The sequence below is a fragment of the Micromonospora sp. NPDC050695 genome (genome assembly GCF_040654415.1).
Classification (GTDB): domain Bacteria; phylum Actinomycetota; class Actinomycetes; order Mycobacteriales; family Micromonosporaceae; genus Micromonospora.
On the sequence record NZ_JBFAHZ010000017.1, the window covers coordinates 94013 to 110664 of the forward strand.

The 16652-nt window shown below is 72.6% G+C and carries 17 protein-coding genes; 6 read left to right on the forward strand and 11 right to left on the reverse strand.

Going from position 1 to position 16652, the window contains the following annotated elements; translation table 11 throughout:
* Positions 1–61 precede the first annotated feature (61 nt).
* Positions 62–1297: a hypothetical protein gene (locus AB0H52_RS15930; protein ID WP_357948115.1), complete on the reverse strand. Its 1236-nt coding sequence runs from the start codon at positions 1295–1297 to the stop codon at positions 62–64.
* Between the two features lie 235 nt (positions 1298–1532).
* On the opposite strand from AB0H52_RS15930, the gene AB0H52_RS15935 reads away from it, so the two are divergent.
* Positions 1533–2492: an FAD-dependent oxidoreductase gene (locus AB0H52_RS15935; RefSeq protein WP_357948117.1), complete on the forward strand. Its 960-nt coding sequence runs from the start codon at positions 1533–1535 to the stop codon at positions 2490–2492.
* Positions 2493–2505: 13 nt separating this feature from the next.
* On the opposite strand, the gene AB0H52_RS15940 is transcribed toward AB0H52_RS15935, so the two are convergent.
* The 3 genes from AB0H52_RS15940 to AB0H52_RS15950 all read right to left on the reverse strand — a co-directional run bounded on the left by AB0H52_RS15940 (position 2506) and on the right by AB0H52_RS15950 (position 6774).
* Positions 2506–3801, reverse strand: coding sequence for a cation:proton antiporter (locus AB0H52_RS15940; protein WP_151489750.1), 1296 nt, complete (start codon positions 3799–3801; stop codon positions 2506–2508).
* Positions 3802–3908: 107 nt separating this feature from the next.
* Positions 3909–4586: an HAD family hydrolase gene (locus tag AB0H52_RS15945; RefSeq protein WP_357948120.1), complete on the reverse strand. Its 678-nt coding sequence runs from the start codon at positions 4584–4586 to the stop codon at positions 3909–3911.
* Positions 4587–4644: 58 nt separating this feature from the next.
* Positions 4645–6774, reverse strand: coding sequence for a SpoIIE family protein phosphatase (locus AB0H52_RS15950; protein ID WP_151489748.1), 2130 nt, complete (start codon positions 6772–6774; stop codon positions 4645–4647).
* A 198-nt stretch (positions 6775–6972) separates the two neighbouring features.
* Here AB0H52_RS15950 and AB0H52_RS15955 point away from each other — a divergent pair, with 198 nt between their 5' ends.
* On the forward strand, positions 6973–7782 hold the full coding sequence (locus tag AB0H52_RS15955) for a hypothetical protein (protein WP_151489747.1): 810 nt from the start codon (positions 6973–6975) through the stop codon (positions 7780–7782).
* Positions 7783–7851: 69 nt separating this feature from the next.
* Here the strand turns inward: AB0H52_RS15955 and AB0H52_RS15960 are convergent, their stop codons facing one another.
* Positions 7852–8205 (reverse strand): DUF6401 family natural product biosynthesis protein, encoded by a 354-nt coding sequence (locus AB0H52_RS15960; RefSeq protein ID WP_151489746.1) that lies wholly within the window; start codon positions 8203–8205, stop codon positions 7852–7854.
* Positions 8206–8365: 160 nt separating this feature from the next.
* On the opposite strand from AB0H52_RS15960, the gene AB0H52_RS15965 reads away from it, so the two are divergent.
* The gene (locus tag AB0H52_RS15965) at positions 8366–8815 is read left to right on the forward strand and encodes a hypothetical protein (protein ID WP_151489745.1); all 450 of its coding nucleotides are present in this window, start codon (positions 8366–8368) and stop codon (positions 8813–8815) included.
* Here the strand turns inward: AB0H52_RS15965 and AB0H52_RS15970 are convergent.
* The gene (locus AB0H52_RS15970) at positions 8812–9018 is read right to left on the reverse strand and encodes a hypothetical protein (RefSeq protein WP_151489744.1); all 207 of its coding nucleotides are present in this window, start codon (positions 9016–9018) and stop codon (positions 8812–8814) included. The genes AB0H52_RS15965 and AB0H52_RS15970 overlap by 4 nt on opposite strands.
* Positions 9019–9175: 157 nt before the next feature.
* On the opposite strand from AB0H52_RS15970, the gene AB0H52_RS15975 reads away from it, so the two are divergent.
* On the forward strand, positions 9176–10417 hold the full coding sequence (locus AB0H52_RS15975) for an MFS transporter (RefSeq protein WP_357948125.1): 1242 nt from the start codon (positions 9176–9178) through the stop codon (positions 10415–10417).
* Here AB0H52_RS15975 and AB0H52_RS15980 read toward each other — a convergent pair.
* The 4 genes from AB0H52_RS15980 to AB0H52_RS15995 form a co-directional block, all read right to left on the reverse strand.
* Positions 10372–10635, reverse strand: a complete 264-nt coding sequence (locus tag AB0H52_RS15980) for a hypothetical protein (protein WP_151489742.1) — start codon at positions 10633–10635, stop codon at positions 10372–10374. The two genes, AB0H52_RS15975 and AB0H52_RS15980, sit on opposite strands and share 46 nt — an antisense overlap.
* 113 nt (positions 10636–10748) lie before the next feature.
* Positions 10749–11210 carry an SRPBCC family protein gene (locus tag AB0H52_RS15985; RefSeq protein WP_278123223.1) on the reverse strand — a complete coding sequence of 154 codons (462 nt, stop codon included), beginning with the start codon at positions 11208–11210 and terminating at the stop codon, positions 10749–10751.
* 49 nt (positions 11211–11259) lie between these two features.
* A complete protein-coding gene (locus tag AB0H52_RS15990) occupies positions 11260–11676 on the reverse strand; it encodes a DUF2795 domain-containing protein (RefSeq protein ID WP_151489740.1) in 417 nt (138 codons plus the stop codon).
* 100 nt (positions 11677–11776) lie between these two features.
* The gene (locus tag AB0H52_RS15995; protein ID WP_357948129.1) at positions 11777–12763 is read right to left on the reverse strand and encodes a YihY/virulence factor BrkB family protein; all 987 of its coding nucleotides are present in this window, start codon (positions 12761–12763) and stop codon (positions 11777–11779) included.
* 170 nt (positions 12764–12933) lie between these two features.
* Here AB0H52_RS15995 and AB0H52_RS16000 point away from each other — a divergent pair, with 170 nt between their 5' ends.
* A complete protein-coding gene (locus tag AB0H52_RS16000; RefSeq protein ID WP_151489738.1) occupies positions 12934–13335 on the forward strand; it encodes a ChaB family protein in 402 nt (133 codons plus the stop codon).
* A 55-nt stretch (positions 13336–13390) separates the two neighbouring features.
* Here AB0H52_RS16000 and AB0H52_RS16005 read toward each other — a convergent pair whose 3' ends face one another.
* Positions 13391–14824 carry an aldehyde dehydrogenase family protein gene (locus AB0H52_RS16005; RefSeq protein WP_357948132.1) on the reverse strand — a complete coding sequence of 478 codons (1434 nt, stop codon included), beginning with the start codon at positions 14822–14824 and terminating at the stop codon, positions 13391–13393.
* A gap of 72 nt (positions 14825–14896) precedes the next feature.
* On the opposite strand from AB0H52_RS16005, the gene AB0H52_RS16010 reads away from it, so the two are divergent.
* Entirely contained in the window at positions 14897–16504 is a 1608-nt protein-coding gene (locus AB0H52_RS16010; RefSeq protein WP_357948136.1) for an NAD(P)/FAD-dependent oxidoreductase, read from the forward strand.
* The last annotated feature ends 148 nt before the right edge of the window (positions 16505–16652 follow it).

Sequence of the window (16652 nt, forward strand, 5' to 3'; positions counted from 1 at the left end):
GATCGGTGGTGGTTCATGCCGGTCCACCGCCGCTCCAATGGCCTGGGGTTGCGGTGCGGCATCAGCGAGCCCTGGCGCCGCTCTGGTTCGGTGCGTGAGGAGTTCCGGATGTGGTGGCGGGCTGCGGGGTGGTCGGGGCGATGATGGGTGAGATGTCCTGCCGGGTGGAGAGTCTGGCGAGGGAGGCCGTTGGGTTGGCGACCTCGGGGGCCGCCGCCAGTCCTGGGCCGGGAACGGCCCGAGGGGAATTCGTCGTACTCCCCAGCGCGGGCGTAGCCGCAGGAGGTGGAGGCGTCGACCGCCACCCGCTGACAGCCGAGGCAACCGCGGCGACGCCGGCGGCGCCGGCGGCGGCGGCGGAGGAAATGTATCCGCGTTTGATGTCGGCGCGGGCCGCCACGACAGTCTGCGGATCATGGCCGCTTTTGTCGAGCGAGGACCACGTTATGCCGACCGTCGCCGAATATGCGGCTGCCGCGGCCAATTTCGCGAAGGAGAGGGCGTAGCGTTCGTAAGACACGCCCTTCTGTTCGTACTCGGCCCAGCATGCCGAGATGGCGCGGTGCCCCAACAGCACGGCAGTGCCCAGGATTACGGGCAAAGCAAGCTGATGCTTTCGCCCGTAAGCTTCGCTGAATAGTGCTAGCGAATCCACGATCTTGTTGCGGCTCTCGTCATCTCCAAAAGCCCTTCGAGCCCCCTCGAGTCCTCGACGGAAAGCGCTTCGCGGTTCGCCATCGCTCGGCGCGGGCGTCCGCTCCCATGCGCTCCGCGCGAAAGCAGCCAGGTTGGTCACACCGCCCGCTAACGCGAAGTAGCCCCCGTTTCCCAGTTCCTCTCGGTTCAGCTTGACAACCTTCGGGTCATGATTGCTGCTATCGATCGAACTGATCGTCTGAAGAGGCATTCCCATCGGAATAACGGCACTGGCCGCGTCGTACAGACCCCAGATTATTTTCGCGTACTCTACGGGCTGTTTCGTCTGGAGGTTCTTCAACTGCTCAGCCGCAGGCACCCAAAGCGCCTGCACGCCGTCGGTGAGAAACATGGCGATCGCGGCCCCCTTGAGGGCATCTTTTGATACCCGCCGACGGCCGAGGGCGTCGGCGGTGAACGCGCCCGTGTAGACCAAGTTGGCGAACGGCTGAGGGTCGCTGAGCACACTTTTCAGCCGTGCGCCGATCCTTCGGCTCTCCGCCGGCTCGAGGCCCGTCCACCCGCTACCACCCTCCTCCAGATGGCGAAGCGAGTCGGTGTCATTCGGCCGTTCGATTGTAGGCTCCAGAGTTTCTGGCATGTTTCGGTTTGTAGAATTTTGCATGTCAACTCCTATCGGACAGAAGCATCCCGGACGGAAGGACCTTTCTCGGATGATTCACGGAGCGTAGGGATATCTCAATCAGTTGATACACCCGCTCACTGATGGGAACGTTCGTAAACCACGACAGGTTCAGCCACGGCGTTCGGCAATTCCATTGCCGCGGTCCTGGGAGCAACCACCGAAGCGCCAGGCCGCCGCCTACGATCACCGGATGAGCGTGGACTCGTCGAGTGTCGTCGTGGTCGGGGCGGGCGTCGCCGGGGTGGCCTGTGCGGTCGAGTTGACGAGGGCCGGGGTGCCGGTGCAGGTCCGCGAGCGGGGGCACGTGTGCGGCGGCCGGATGGCCAGTAAACGCTTCGCGGGTCGCCCCGCGGACATCGGCACCGCATACTTCACCGTCAGCGACCCGGACTTCGCCGTCGTGGTCGAGCGGTGGCGCGCCGCCGGCCTGGTTCGCGAGTGGACCGACACGTTCCAGTCGTACGACCGGGAGGGGCGCCACGACGCGCCCGGCCCGATGCGCTTCGCCGCGCCGCGCGGACTCCGCTCGCTGGTCGAACACCTGGCCGCCCCGCTGCCGCTGACCGTCGACCGGTTGGTGCTCACCGTCGAACCGGGGCCGATCGTGGACGGTGAGCCGTGCGCGGCTGTCGTCCTGGCCATGCCCGGCCCGCAGGCCGCCCTGCTGCTCGACCCGGCCCTGGCCGCCGCCACCGGTGTCGTGCAGGCGCAGAGCTGGGCGCCGTCGCTCGCCGGCGTACTGCGCTTTCCGAACCGGCGCTGGCCGGACTTCGGCGGCGCGTTCGTCAACGACCATCCGGTGCTCAACCTCGTCTGCGACGACGGTGACCGGCGCGGGGACGCCGCACCGGTGCTGGTCGCGCACACCGTGCCGGAGTTCGCCGGTGCTCACCTGGCCCAGCCCACCGGGGCCGGCCCGGCCATCGCGCAGGCCGTCCAGGATCTGCTGGGCCTGCCCGAGCAGGCCGCCGACGTGCACGTGCACCGCTGGACGTACGCGAAGCCGACGGGCGGCGCGGGCGGCGACACCTATCACCTGGATGCCGACGGGATCGGCCTGGCCGGTGACGCGTTCGGCAAGCCCCGGGTGCAGAGCGCCTGGCGTTCCGGACGGGACCTCGGCCGCGCGCTGGCCGCCCGCCTCGCCTGAGGAGTACGCGCGCTCAGGCGTGGCCGGCGGCGGCCACGGGCTGGGCGGAGGCGTCGCGTTCGGCCGGGTCGGAGGTCCGTTCGCCCTCGCGGTCCAGCAGTTGCATGACCGGCGTCGCCGTGATGCCGTGTACCACCACCGACACGAGCACCACCAGGCCGACGGTGGCCCAGAGCAGTTCCGCCTGCGGAAAGTCCGCCTTCGTGGTGGCGTACGCGAGGTAGTAGAACGAGCCCACCCCGCGGATGCCGAACAACGCGATCACCCAGTGCTCGGCCGGCCGGCCGGGTGCCCCGCGCAGCGACACCCAGCCCATCAACGGCCTGATCAGGAACACCAGCGCCAGCCCGACGGCCGCCGCCGACCAGGTCAGCGAGGAGAGCAGGCCGCCCACGATCGCGCCGCCGAGCAGCAGCAACAGCACCAGGGTGAGCAGTCGTTCGATCTGCTCGGCGAAATCATGCAGCACCGCGTGGAACTCGTGGGTCCGTTCGGCCGCGCGGATCGCCCGGGCGGCCACGAACACCGCCAGGAAGCCGTACCCGCCGACCACCTCCACCAGCCCGTACGCCAGGAAGGTGGCGGCCAGGGCCAGGAAACCCTCGGCGTGCCGGGCCAGCCGCAGCTTGCTGGGCGCCCGGAAGAACAGCTTGCCGAGCAGCCAGCCGATGAGCAGACCGCCGCCGACGCCGACGGACACCTTCCACAGCACGTCCACGGTGAACCACTCGGCCAGCCAGTCGCGCGGGGCGAGACTCGTCGAGGCGATGGCGATGGCCGCGTAGACGAACGGGAACGCCAGGCCGTCGTTGAGGCCGGCCTCGGAGGTCAACGCGAAGCGGACCTCGTCCTCGGAGTCCTCCACATCGGTCGGCTCGCCGACCTGCACGTCCGCGGCGAGCACCGGGTCGGTCGGAGCCAGCGCGGCGCCCAGCAGCAGCGCGGCGGCCGGCACCAGCCCGGCCCACCACCAGCCGAGCAGCGCCACCGCCGCGATGCTCAGCGGCATCGCGATGGCCAGCAGCCGCCAGGTCGACGACCAGCGGGCCCAGCTCAACGGTCGGTCGATCTTGAGGCCGGCGCCCATCAGGGCGACGATCACCCCGATCTCGGTGAGGTGGGTGGTCAGCTCCGGGTGGACCAGCGGATCCGGTGTCGGCAGACCCACCGGCAGCAGGAAGACCAGCATGCCGAGGGCCAGGAAGGCGATCGGCATGGACAGTGGACGCCGCTCCAGCACCCGGGGCAGGATGCCCGCGAGCAGGGCGCCCAAGCCCACCAGCGCGAACGCCACGTCTACCGGCTCCACCGTGCCACCTTCCGGCCGCGCCCACGGTTGCGGGCAGGTGGTGACAGTCCATGCCCCGCGGGGGCCCCGGCTATGCGTCCGCGGGTCGACCAACCGGAGTGGGCCTCTCACCCCAGCCGGGCGAGTGGCGAATCAGACAACTCGGCCAGCAGAGCCGCCGGGTCGTCGTAGACCGCCACCGCCCCGGCACCGGCCAGCTCACCGCGGCTGGTGCCGCCGCAGGTCAGGCCGACGCACGGGATGGTCAGCTTGCCGGCCGCCACGACGTCCCAGACCGAGTCGCCGACGAAGACCACCCGCTCGGCGTCCAGTCCGGACTGCTCCAGCGCGGCGACCAGGATGTCCGGGGCCGGCTTGCTCTGCTCGGCGTCCGCCGAGGAGGTGACCGTGTCGACGACGTCGTCGGCGCCCAACGCCCGGCGCAGTGCGCCGACCTCCTGCTCCGACGCGCTGGTGGCGAGCACCACCCGCAGGCCCCGCTCGGCGCAGGCGCGCAGCAGGTCGGCCGCCCCGGGCAGCGGCGTCAGGCGTTCCCAGTACTCGCCGTACAGGGTGTCGTGCGCGTCGCGCAGCCGCTGGTCGGCGTCACGGTCCCGTTCCGGGCCGAGCAGGTGGTCGAGGAGCTTGTCCGCGCCCATGCCGATCGATCGGTGCACGGTCGCCATCGGGACCGGCTGGTCGGTCTGGCGTAACGCCTCCCACCAGCACACCGTGTGCAGGTACGTGGTGTCGACGAGGGTGCCGTCGACGTCGAACAGGATCCCGGCGGGTCGGTCGGTGGCCATGCGCGTCCTCCTACCCGCTGTGCGGTCGACTGATTCGTGCCGGCGCGGGCGAAAGGCGTCAGGACGGCACGAGGATCTCGAACCAGACGGTGGAGCCGCGAACCGTCGGATCGGTGCCCCAGGCGTCGCTGAGCTGCTCGATCAGCCCGAGCCCGCGCCCGCGACTGCTCAACGTGTCGGTCCGGGTACGGGTCACGGTGCCGCGGGTGCCGGAGTCGGCGACCGACACCAGCAGCCGCTCGGGGCTGAGGTCGATCTCCACCCGGGCGGCGGTGCCGGCGTGCAGGAGGGCGTTGGTGGTCAACTCGCTCGTGCACAGCACCGCCGCGCCGATCACCGACTCGGGCACCTGCCACTCGGTGAGCTGGCCGGTCATCCAGTGCCGGACCCGGCTGGGCGCGGTCGGCTCCGCCGGCACCTCCATGCTCGCCGAACGGCTCGGCTTGAGCGCGTGCTCGACCGCCAGGACGGCCACGTCGTCCTCGGTGCCGCCGGACACGGCCGCGGTGGCCACCGCGCAGAGCGCGCGGGGGTCACTGCTGCTGGCCTTGGCGACCGCGTCGACGAGGGCGTCCAGCCCGGCGGTGAGGCTCTGCCGCCGGCGCTCCACCACGCCGTCACTGAAGAGCAGCAGGGTGTCGCCGGGACGGAACGCGACGGTGGTGGTGACCGCCCGCCCGCCGAGCCCCAGCGGAGGGCCGGCCGGCAGGTCCACGTACTCGGCGTGGGAACGACCGTCGGGGCCGCTGCGCCGGATCAGCGGAGCCGGGTGACCGGCACTGGCGAGGGTCACCTCCCGGCGGTCCGCGTCGACCAGCCCGAACACCACCGTGACGAACAGTTCGTGCGTACCGGCCTCCGCGCCCAGGCTGGTGACCAGCCGGTCCAGGCCGGCCAGCACCGCGTCCGGGGTGGGGTCGGTCAGCGCCAGCGCCCGCAGCGCCGCACGGACCTGCCCCATCCGCGCCGCCGCCTGCACGTCGTGTCCGGCAACGTCGCCCAACACCACGCCGAGCCCGCCGGTGGGCAGCAGGAACGCGTCGTAGAAGTCTCCACCGGCGGCGTTACCGTCCACCCCGGGGTCGTAGCGGGCCGCGACGCGCAGCCGGGGCAGGTCGGGCAGATGCTCCGGCAACATGCTGCGTTGCAGCAGCTGGGCGGTGCCGTGCTGCGTCTCGAAACGGCGGGCCCGCTCCGCCGCCTGGCCGATCAGCTCACCCGACGCGGCCAGCAACGCCCGCTCGGCGGCCGACCAGGCGTGCGGCGTCTGGAAGCCGACCGCCAGCCCGCCGCGTACCACCGAGGTGCCCAGTGGCAGGGCCGCCATCGAACGGATCTTCTGATCGTGGCGGTCGACCGCGGCTTCCCGCAGTGGCTGGCCGTCGCGGGTGAACGACGGATCGCCCGACCGGGCCACCCGCACCACCGGGGCCGACCAGTCCGCCGGGACGCGTCGCCACAACGGCGGGAGGCGCTCGTCGGCGTCGTCCATCAACTCGCCGCGGACCCGGCGTACCGTCCGCCAACCGCCGCCGCCCTCGTCGACCGAGAACGCCACCTGGTCGGCGTCGAACGTGGTGATCGTGTGCCGCAGCGCCACCCGGGCCACGTCGTCGAGAGTGAGCGTGCCGGCCAGCGCGGCGGCGACCTCGCTGAGGCTCTGCAACTGCTCGGTGACGTGGGTGGTCTCGGCGGCGACCGTCAGCATGCCGACGATCTGACCGGCGCTGTCGCGCACCGGCGAGTAACCCCGGGTGAAGACCGCCTGCTCCACCACGGCGGACTGCTCACGGACCAGGGGGAGGGTGGACTCCTTCTCCAGGAACGGCACGCCCTGCCGGTAGGTCCGCTCGATCACCTCACCGACGCCGGGCAGCGTCCAGATCTCCGCGTACACCTCGGCGGCCGGTCGACCGAGGGCGTCCGGGTGTTTGCTGCCGAGCATTTCGGCGTACCCGGCGTTGTAGAGCAGCACCAGGTCGTCGCCGTACGCCAGCGCCATCGGCATCGGCGAGGCGAGGATCAGCTCGACCACGGCACGGATCGCCGGATCCCACGCCTCGGGCGGGCCGAGCGAGGTGTTGGCCCAGTCGTGGGCGAGCACGGCGGCGGCGTCCGGCCCCGGCCCGGTGGATGCGCCGGGCAGCGGGGTTGCTGGCGTGGGGACTCGCCCGACCGTTCCTGGCATGTCCGCAGCCTATCCGGCCCCCCGACATCGGCATCCGATCATGGCGGCGGGTCGCCGCCGGCATCGCGGCGGTGACTGTTCGGGCAGTTCACGGCCCATCTTCGGCGGCTTGTCGGAAAAAACTCCGCGAGCCGCGCGGACTGCCGCACCGTCGGCCGGGTATGCGCCCGACGCAGTCCATGCGACAGGAGGGACGTCATGCTGAAAACCCTCGCGGTCCGGCAGGCCGACATTGGTGATGCCATCGCCGACACGTGGAGGTCGGTGCTGCTCTTCATCCCGAAGGCAGTGGCCTTCATCGTCATCCTCGTGGTCGGCTGGCTCATCGCCAGAGCGGTCCTCAAGATCGTGGATGCGGTCCTGGAACGGGTGCACTTCGACCAGGCCGTCGAACGCGGCGGCATCAAACGCGCGCTGGAGAGAACGAAGTACGACGCAAGCGACATCCTGGCCAGACTGGCGTACTACGCGGTACTGCTGTTCACGCTGCAGTTCGCGTTCGGGGTCTGGGGACCCAACGCCATCAGTGACCTGATCAGCGGCGTGGTGGCCTGGCTGCCGCGTGCGTTCGTCGCGATCGTCATCGTGGTGGTGGCGGCCGCGATCGCCAACGCCGTCCGGGATCTGGTCACCGGGGCGCTGGGCGGTCTCTCGTACGGCAAGGTCCTGGCCGACCTGACCGCGATCTTCATCATCGCGCTCGGCGTGATCGCCGCGCTGAACCAGGTGGGTATCGCCACGACGGTGACCACACCGGTGCTGATCGCGGTGCTCGCCACGGTGGCCGGCATCCTGATCGTCGGTGTCGGTGGCGGTCTGGTGAAGCCGATGCAGAGGCGCTGGGACGGCTGGCTGGACCGGGCGGCCCAGGAAGCCCGGGCGGTGCAGGAGCACCGGCGGGCCACCGCGGCCGGGCGCGGCGACATGGAGCGGCAGATGGCCGACCGTGGCGGCGAACGCACCCAGGCCATGCCCCGGGTGGACGAGGCCCCGCAGTACCGCGCGTAGCGGGCGGGACGACAGGGTCGTACGGAAAGAGGGTGCTCGCGCTTCGGCGCGGGCGCCCTCGTGCGCGGGTCAGGTCTCGTCGAGCGTGCGAGCCAGCGCGCAGACGGCGAGCAGCCGGGCGTGCGGCCACTCCGGCGCGTCCCAGTCCACCGGGCCACGCGGCGGTGCCCACCCGTGTTCCAGGGCCGCCTCGCGCAGCCCCTCGGCGTAGCCGGCGAGGGTGGCGGCCGTCAGGGGCCGTCGGTCGCCGTCGAGGCTGTCCCGTACGGCGGCGGCGTGCTGGTCGACGAGGGCGAGCAGTCCGGGTCGCGTCGCGGCTGCGGCGAGCCCGACGGTGCCGACGGAGACGGTGAGGGCGGCCAGGGTGGACCGCGCCGAGTCGACGGCGGTACGGGGGGCGACCCGGGTGAACGGCACACGCATGGTGACCGAGGCTAACCGACCGGTGACCGGGCCGGCCTCGGCCGCTCGGGGGTGTCAGCTGCGCCACCGGACGACCCGGGGCTGACCGCGAGGGTTGATCCGGCACAGACGGGGCAGCAGGAGAATCGCGGCACACGCAGGCACAGAGCACGGAGGAGCGATGGGACAGCAGCTGGACGGGCCGGACGAGCAGCACCGCCGGCCGGACGGGGTGAGCGACGCGACGGTCGCCGCGCTGGGCAAGCTCAGCGAGGCGCTGGAGTGCGTGGAACGGGCCCGGGGGCACCTGTACTCGCTGCACCAGCTGATCGGGCACGCCGACCTGATGCTCGGCGACGCCGTGGAGCAGTTCCGCGCGGCCGGGCACCAGCAGCTCGCCGACCGGATCGACACCGAACTGGTGGGTCGCAACGTCATCGCCGGGCGGTGGACCTTCCAGATCGTCGAGGACTTCGACGACGGCTACCACGCGCTGTTCCGGGAGCTGGACCAGCGGGCCCGTGACGAGTTGGTGGGTGGACGGCGGCACCTCTACGAGGCGGAGATGAAGGAGCGCCGCCGCAGCCGGGGCCGGCCGGGGCACGAGGCCCGGCCGGCCAGCGGCAGCTAGTCGGTCGCGTCGGCGGGCCGCCGTCGGGCCGCGTCGTCCGCGATGATCACGGTGGCCACCATCAGCGCGACGCAGAGGCTGAACAGCCAGGACTCGTCGGAGACGAGCCGGGCGGAGACCGGCGCCTGCAGCGCGGCGAGCAGGAAGCCGAGCCAGGCGAGCCGGCGCTGACGCGTGGAGAGGATTCCGGAGCCATGATGCATTCCGAAATTCTTACGCGAACTGGCCGGCTTGCCGTCCTCCGATCGGCCGATTCTGGATGAGCTGTCCGTTTTCTCGACCGTCCGGACACCACTTCTTGTCGCGGCGGGCGTACGGCCGGCGACGACGGTAAGGTGCGGCTGCGGCAGGATCTGTCTGGTGTCCACCCCGACCGCGCCGCCCCGCGCGGCACTGCTCCTGCTGGCCTATCTCGCGTTCGTCAGTCTCGGCCTGCCCGACGGCCTGCTCGGCGTCGCCTGGCCCTCGATCCGGGCGGACTTCGACGTACCGACCAAGGCGGTCGGACTGCTGCTCACCGCCGGCACCGTCGGCTATCTGACCTCCAGCGTGCTGGCCGGGTTCACGCTCGCCCGGGTCGGCGTGGGCGCGCTGCTCGCCGGCAGCACCCTGCTGGCCAGCCTGGCGCTGATCGGCTACACGGTGAGCCCCGGACTGACCGTGATCGTGTGCTGCGCGTTGCTGCTGGGCCTGGGCTCCGGCGCGATCGACTCCGGGCTCAACGGGTACGCCGCCGGGGCCTTCGGTCCGCGGCACATGAACTGGCTGCACGCGTTCTTCGGCCTGGGTGTGGCGATCGGCCCGCTGATCATCACCGGCGCGTTGAGCGCCGGATTGGCCTGGCGGTGGGGGTACGGCATCATGGCCGCCGCCCAACTCGCCCTCGCCGCCGCGTTCGCGCTCACCGTGCGGGCCTGGCAGCGCCGCGCTCCCGCCGAGCCGGGCGCCACGCCCGCACCGAGCACGCCACCGGTGCCGGTCCGGAGCACGCTGCTGCTGCCGGCGGTCTGGTCGGGTGCGGCCGGCTTCGCGCTGTACGTGGCGATCGAGGTGTCCGCCGGGCTGTGGGCGTTCCTGCTGCTCACCGAGGGGCGCGGCCTCGGCGCCGCGGTCGCCGGAGTCTGCGTCTCCGCGTACTGGGGGAGCCTCTTCGTGGGCCGGGTGGTGCAGGGCGTGGTGGCCGAGCGGCTGGGCTCCCGGCTCGTGCTGCGTGCCAGCCTGGCCGGGATGACGGTCGGGGCGGCACTGATCGCCGTACCCGGGTCGGCGGCCCTGGCCGTGCTCGGCCTGGTCGTGGTCGGCTTCGCCGCCGCGCCGGTGTTCCCGCTGCTCACCCTCACCACCGCCGACCGGGTCGGCGCGGCCCACGCGGACCGCGCCATCGGCCTGCAGATCGGTGCCGCCGGACTGGGCGCGGCGCTCGTCCCGGGTGGGCTCGGCGTCCTGATCGACATGCTGTCGGTGCAGGTGCTCGGCCCGGCCCTGGTCGTGCTCGCGCTGGCGCTGATCGTGCTGTACGAGCTGGGTGCCCGCCGGCCCGTCCGGCGCGACCCCGCTCAGCCGTTGTCCGGCCCGGTCCGGCCGGTCGTCGACGGGCGGTAGGCGCGCTCCGGGTCGGTCGGCTCCCGGCCGGTACCCCGGGCCTGCCCGGCGCGGTCGGCCGCCGCCGGCCCGTGGCCGAACGCGGCCTCCTCACCGGCGTCGTTGCCGGTCACGTCGTCGGACTGCCCGTCGAGGCTGGAACCCGACACGGCGCGTTCCAGTTCCTCCAACGGAAGCCGTTCCTCGTCCCGCCACACCCTGATCTTGTCGTCGGTCATGTCTTCAGCCGTACCCGGGCGCGATGATCGCAAACGGCGCCGCGCGGGCGGGCTCGGACACGGCGATGGCCGCCGGAACTCCGGCGGCCATCCGTGGTGCGGTGCTCTCCGGATCACGGCTGCGGGCGGTCCACCGTCCCGCGCCAGGCACCGGTCTCCTGACCGCGCCGCTCGATGAAGGTCTTGAAGCGCTCCAGGTCGCCCTTGGCCCGCCGGTCGACGATGCCGAGCTTGTCGCCGGCCTGCTCGACCACCCCGTGCGGCTCGAACTCGAGCTGGAGGGTGACCCGGGTCTTGTCCGTGTCCAGGCGGTGGAAGGTCACCACGCCGGCCTGCTGCGTGCCACCGGTGGACCGCCAGGCCACCCGCTCGTCGGGCAGCTGCTCGGTGATCTCGGCGTCGAACTCCCGCTTCACCCCGGCGATGTCCACCGTCCAGTGGGTCATCGTCTCGGAGAGCTGCCGGACCTCCTGCACGCCCTCCATGAACTGGGGGAACTCCTCGAACTGCGTCCACTGGTCGTAGGCGGTGCGGACGGGTACGGCAACGTCGACGTGTTCGGTAACGCCACTCATGTGGGAACCTCCTTCGGCCGGTGATGGATCGGATCGGGGGGCGATCCGCTCACCAGCGGGTTGTCTCGTTCTTGTGGCCGAGCGCGGCCCACACCTCGGACACCGTCTGGTATTCGGTGCCCTCCGGCAGGCGTTCCAGCGCCGCGAGGATGTCGTCCGGTGCCTCGTTCTCCCGGGCGCTGGCGATGAGCACCAGGCGGTCGCCGGGCAGCGCGCTCATCGAGATGAACCGGCCGAGCCGGCTGCGCTGCTCGACATCCGTGGAGCTCATCCCCTGCGGAGTGCCGGTGCGCAGGTCGCCGGCCGGCGCGGTCGTCGTCTCCGGCTGGTCCTCGCCTGCCGGTTCCGGCACGCGCGACTCCTCGACGCGGGAGCCACCGGTCCCCGGCCCCTGTACGAGGCCGCTGACCTCCTGGCTCATCTGCTCGTCGATCCTCGGTCCGTGCTTGCTGTTGCCACGCTCCATGTCTTCTGCGCTACCCGAGGGCAGGGCCGGTAAACCGGCACCGGACCACGAACCGGCCCTCGGCCGGCCCCGGGACCGGACATCCGGCCCACGGCGGTGCTCAGGTGTCGGCGGGCTGGCGGGGCGGCAACACCGGCTCCTCCGGGTCCGGGTCGCCGGCCTGCAACTGCCGTCCGCGCTGTACCTCGGCGTTGATCTGCACGCCCAGCATCAGCGCCGAGTTGGACAGGTAGAGCCAGACGAGAAACGCGATGGCCGCGCCCAGACTGCCGTAGGTGGCGTCGTACGAGCCGAAGTTGGCCACGTACAGACCGAAGCCGAAGGAGACCACCGCCCAGGCGAGCAGGGCCACCGCGCCGCCGGGGGTGAGCCAGCGGAACCGGGGCTGACGCACGTTCGGGGCGATCCAGAACAGCAGCGACAACAGCACCATCATGATCATGGCGAGCACCGGCCACTTCGCCACGCTCCACACCGTACGGGCCAGGCCGCCGGCGTTGACCAGATCGCCGACCGCGTCGGTGACCGGGCCGCTGACGATCAGCCCGAGGGCGACCACCGCGAGCAGCACCAGCGTGATCGCGGCCAGACCGATCTGCAACGGCCGCAGCCTCCACACCGGCCGACCCTCGGTCACCCCGTAGATGGCGTTGGAGGCCCGGGTGAACGCCCCGATGAAGCCCGACGCCGACCACAGCGCACCGAGCAGACCGAAACTCAGCAGCAGCTTGGGATTGCTCTGCTCGAGCACCACCGAACGGATCACCCCGACCACGCCACCCTCGTCGTCGGTCAGCACCGAACCGGCGCCCACCTGGTTGGCGAGGTCGACCACCGTGTCGATGGTCTGTTCGCCGGAGGACACCAGGCCGACCAGGGCCACCACCACGATGGCGGACGGGAAGAGCGCCAGGACCCCGTAGTAGGTCAGCGCGGCAGCCCAGTCCGAGCAGTTGTCGGTGACGAAGTTCTGCACGCTGCGGACCAGCACGCCCCGCCAGGTCCGCCAGTTCAGCTGCCGTACCCGCCGGGGCAGCCGGGCGCCCGGCGTGCCGTCGAGCGTCGTACCGGGCTCCGTGGTCGTCATGCCCGCTCCCTGTGCCCCGGCCGCCGGATGACCGGTCGTCCGGTCGGGCCTGGCCCGGCCGGTACCCGCGCCGCGAAATCGACAAACCCGTCCGTCCGGCGCGGATGGTTTGCCGGCCCGCTGCCGGGGAACGCTCACCGACAACCCTGTCGACGCGGAGGAGGACGAGAATGCCCGCGCGCGAGGACATGCCCAGCACGCTGCGACGCTCCCCGGACAAGGCGCAGCGCACCTGGGAGAAGACGCACGACTCGGCGGTGGAGACCTACGGCGAGGGGGAGCGGTCGCACCGCACCGCCTTCGCCGCGGTGAAGCACCAGTTCGAGAAGGTGGGCGACCACTGGGAGCCGAAGGGCCGCAAGGGTCCGAGCGACGCCCAGGCCGCCGGAGGCGGGCCGGAGCGGCGCGCACCCACCGCCGGTGGGGTGGACGCCAACGCCACGAAGGACCATCTGATGTCGGTGGCCCGCAAGCTGGACGTACCCGGTCGCTCCAGCATGACCAAGCCGGAGCTGGTCACGGCCATCGAGAAGGCCAACGACCGCGCCACCCGCAAGGCTCGCGGCGACTGACCCAGCAGACGACGGTACGGGCGGACGCGGCACCCCTGCGCCCGCCCGTACCGTGTCACCAGTGCCCGCCAGCCGGCGCCTCGATGTGCACCGCCTTCGTGGCGGTGAACTCGTCCAGCAGCTCCGGGCCGTACCCGAAGCCCTGCCCGCTCGCGCCCCGCGGGTGCGCGGCGCCGCCCGGTGCCCCGCCGAACACGGCGTTGATTTTGACGGTGCCCACCGGCAGGTCCCGCCAGGCCCGTTGCGCGTGGCTCATCGACGCGGTCAGCACCGTGGCGGCCAGCCCGTACGGGGAGTCCGCCGCGCAGCGCAGACCCTCGTCGAACGAGTCGACGACCACCACGGGGGCGACCGGCCCGAACGTCTCCTCCCGCACCAGCGGCATGTCGTGCCGGCAGTCGGTGACCACGGTGGCCGGGTAGAACGCTCCCGGCCCGTCCGGCACCTCCCCACCGGTACGCACCCGCGCCCCCGCCGCCACGGCGGCCGCCACCTGCCCGTGCACGTGGTCCCGGTGCCGCCGGTCCACCAGCGGACCCAGCTCGGTGCCCGGCTCCCGGCCCGGCCCCATCCGTAGCGCGCCGGCCCGTCGCACCAGCGCCGCCACGAAGTCCTCGGCCACGTCCCGGTGCACGTAGATCCGCTCCACCGCGACGCAGATCTGCCCCGCGTTGGCGAACGCCCCGAGCGCGGCCTGCTCCGCCGCCCACTCCGGGTCGACGCCGGCGTCGACGACCAGCGGGTCGCTGCCGCCGTTCTCCAACAGCACCTTCGCTCCGGTGCGGGCCGCCGCGGCGGCGATGGCCCGCCCGCTCGCTGTGGAGCCCACGTGGGCCACCACGTCGACCTCCTGGGCGGCCAGCGCCGCCCCGACCTGGGCTCCGCCGGTGAGCAACGACAGCACACCGGGCGGCAGTGCCCCGTCCAGCGCACGCGCCAGCAGCCAACCCGTCGCCGGGGTGCGTTCGCTGGGCTTGTAGAGCACCACGTTGCCGGTGACCAGAGCCGCCCCGAGCAGCCCGCAGGACACCGCCACCGGGTCGTTCCACGGGGTGATCGCGGCCACCACGCCCCGGGGCTGCGGGGTCATGAAGTCCAGCGCGTCCCCCGCACCGTTGAGCGTCCGCCCGCCGCGCAGCGGGGCCAGCTCCGCGTACTGTCGCAGGGTGCCGATGCCCGCCTCGACGCCCCCACGGGCGTCCGCCAGGGGTTTGCCCATCTCCGCGGTGACCGCCGCGGCCAGCTCGTCGGTGACCGCCGACACCGCGTCCGCGGCCCGGTGCAGCGCCGCAGCCCGCGCGGCCGGCGCGGTCGCCGCCCACTCCGCGGCCGCACCGCGCGCCGCCTGGGCCGCCTTGCCGACCTCGTCGGCCGTGGCCACCGGCACCGTGCTGACCGGCGAACCGTCCGCCGGGTCGTGGACGACCAGCTCACCGCCGTCGCCGCCCGCACCCCACACCCCGCCCACCAGCTGCGCAACCGTGTACATGCGGCGCTGGATGCCCCGGCCCCGGCGCGGCAAACGCGTTTCGCCCGGTTGCGCGCCGGGTAGCCGGATCGGATGAACACCACCGGCGCCCAGAGCGCGGACGCCGTCGTCGTCGGCGCCGGTCACAACGGCCTCGTCGCGGCGAACCTGCTGGCCGACGCCGGGTGGGACGTGGTGGTGCTGGAGGCGACCGCCGTGCCCGGCGGCGCCGTCCGTTCCGCCGAGGTGACCGCGCCCGGCTACCTCAGCGACCTCTACAGCTCGTTCTACCCCCTGGGGTACGCCTCGCCGGTGCTGCGCGGGCTCGACCTGGGTCGGCACGGCCTGTCCTGGCGGCACTCCCCGGACGTCCTGGCGCACCTGCTGCCCGACGGTCGGGCCGCGGTGATCAACCGGGATCCGGACGTCACCGCCGCCTCCCTGGAGCAGTTCGCTCCCGGTGACGGCAGACGCTGGCTCAACGCGTACGCCGACTGGCTCGAGGTGGCCGAGCCGATGCTGGACACGATCACCACGCCGTTCCCGCCGATTCGCGGCGGGCTGGGTCTGCTGCGCCGGCTGCGGATCGCCGGCGCGCTACGGCTGGCCCGGCGGCTCGTCGTGCCGGTGCGCAAGCTCGGTGACGAACTGTTCGACGGCCCCGGCGGACCGGCGCTGCTGGCCGGCTGCGCCCTGCACACCGACCTGTCCCCGGAGGAGGCCGGCTCCGGAGTGTACGGGTGGCTGCTGGCCATGCTCGGCCAGCAGGTCGGCTGGCCGGTGCCCGACGGCGGCGCGCAGCAGATCACCAACGCGCTCGTCGACCGGTTGCAACAACGCGGCGGGACGATCCTCTACGGCGCCCAGGTCGACCGGGTGCTCACCGCCCGGGGCCGGGCGATGGGCGTGCGCACCGTCGGCGGCACGCTGTGGCGGGCCCGGCGGGCCGTGCTCGCCGACGTGCCGGCGCCGGCCCTCTACCTCGACCTGGTCGGCGCTGCCGCGCTGCCGTCCCGGCTGGTCGAGGACCTGGCGCACTTCCGGTGGGACGGTTCGACGCTGAAGGTGGACTGGGCGCTCTCCGCGCCGGTGCCGTGGACGAACCGGGAGGTGGCCGGTGCCGGCACCGTGCACCTCGGCGCGGACCTGAACGGGCTCACCCACTATGCCGGGGAGCTGGCCCGTGGCGAGCTGCCCCGCGACCCGTTCCTGCTGGTCGGGCAGATGTCGGTGGCCGACCCGAGCCACTCCCCGCCGGGCACCGAGTCGCTCTGGGCGTACACCCACCTGCCGTTCCTGCGGGACTGGCGTGCCGAGGACGTCGCCGGGCACGTGCAGCGGATGGAGGACGTGCTGGAGGCGGCCGCCCCGGGCTTCCGGCGACTGATCGTCGGTCGGCACGTGGCCGGGCCGGCCGAGCTGGAGAAGGAGAACCCGAGCCTGGTCGGCGGCGCGCTCGGCGGTGGCACCGCCGCGGCGTACCAGCAGCTGTTCCTGCGCCCGATCCCCGGCCTGGGGCGGGCGGACACCCCGGTGGACCGGCTCTTCCTGGCCAGCGCGTCGGCGCACCCCGGCGGCGGCGTGCACGGCGCACCCGGCGCGAACGCGGCTCGCGCGGCCCTCGCCCGCGACCGCGCCCTCACCGGCCGCGCCTACGCGGCAGCCATCGCCAAAGCCCACCAAACCGTCTACCCCACCTAACCCCCACCCTTACCTCCCCCCTAACCGCCCCCCCCCGCGCCGCCCCCCACTGCCCCCGGTGATCAAGAGCTTTGCGTCATCGGCGGGCCGAATTTTGACGCAAAGCTCTTGATCACCGGGGTGGGAGGTCGGTGGGAGGGGAGGGGGG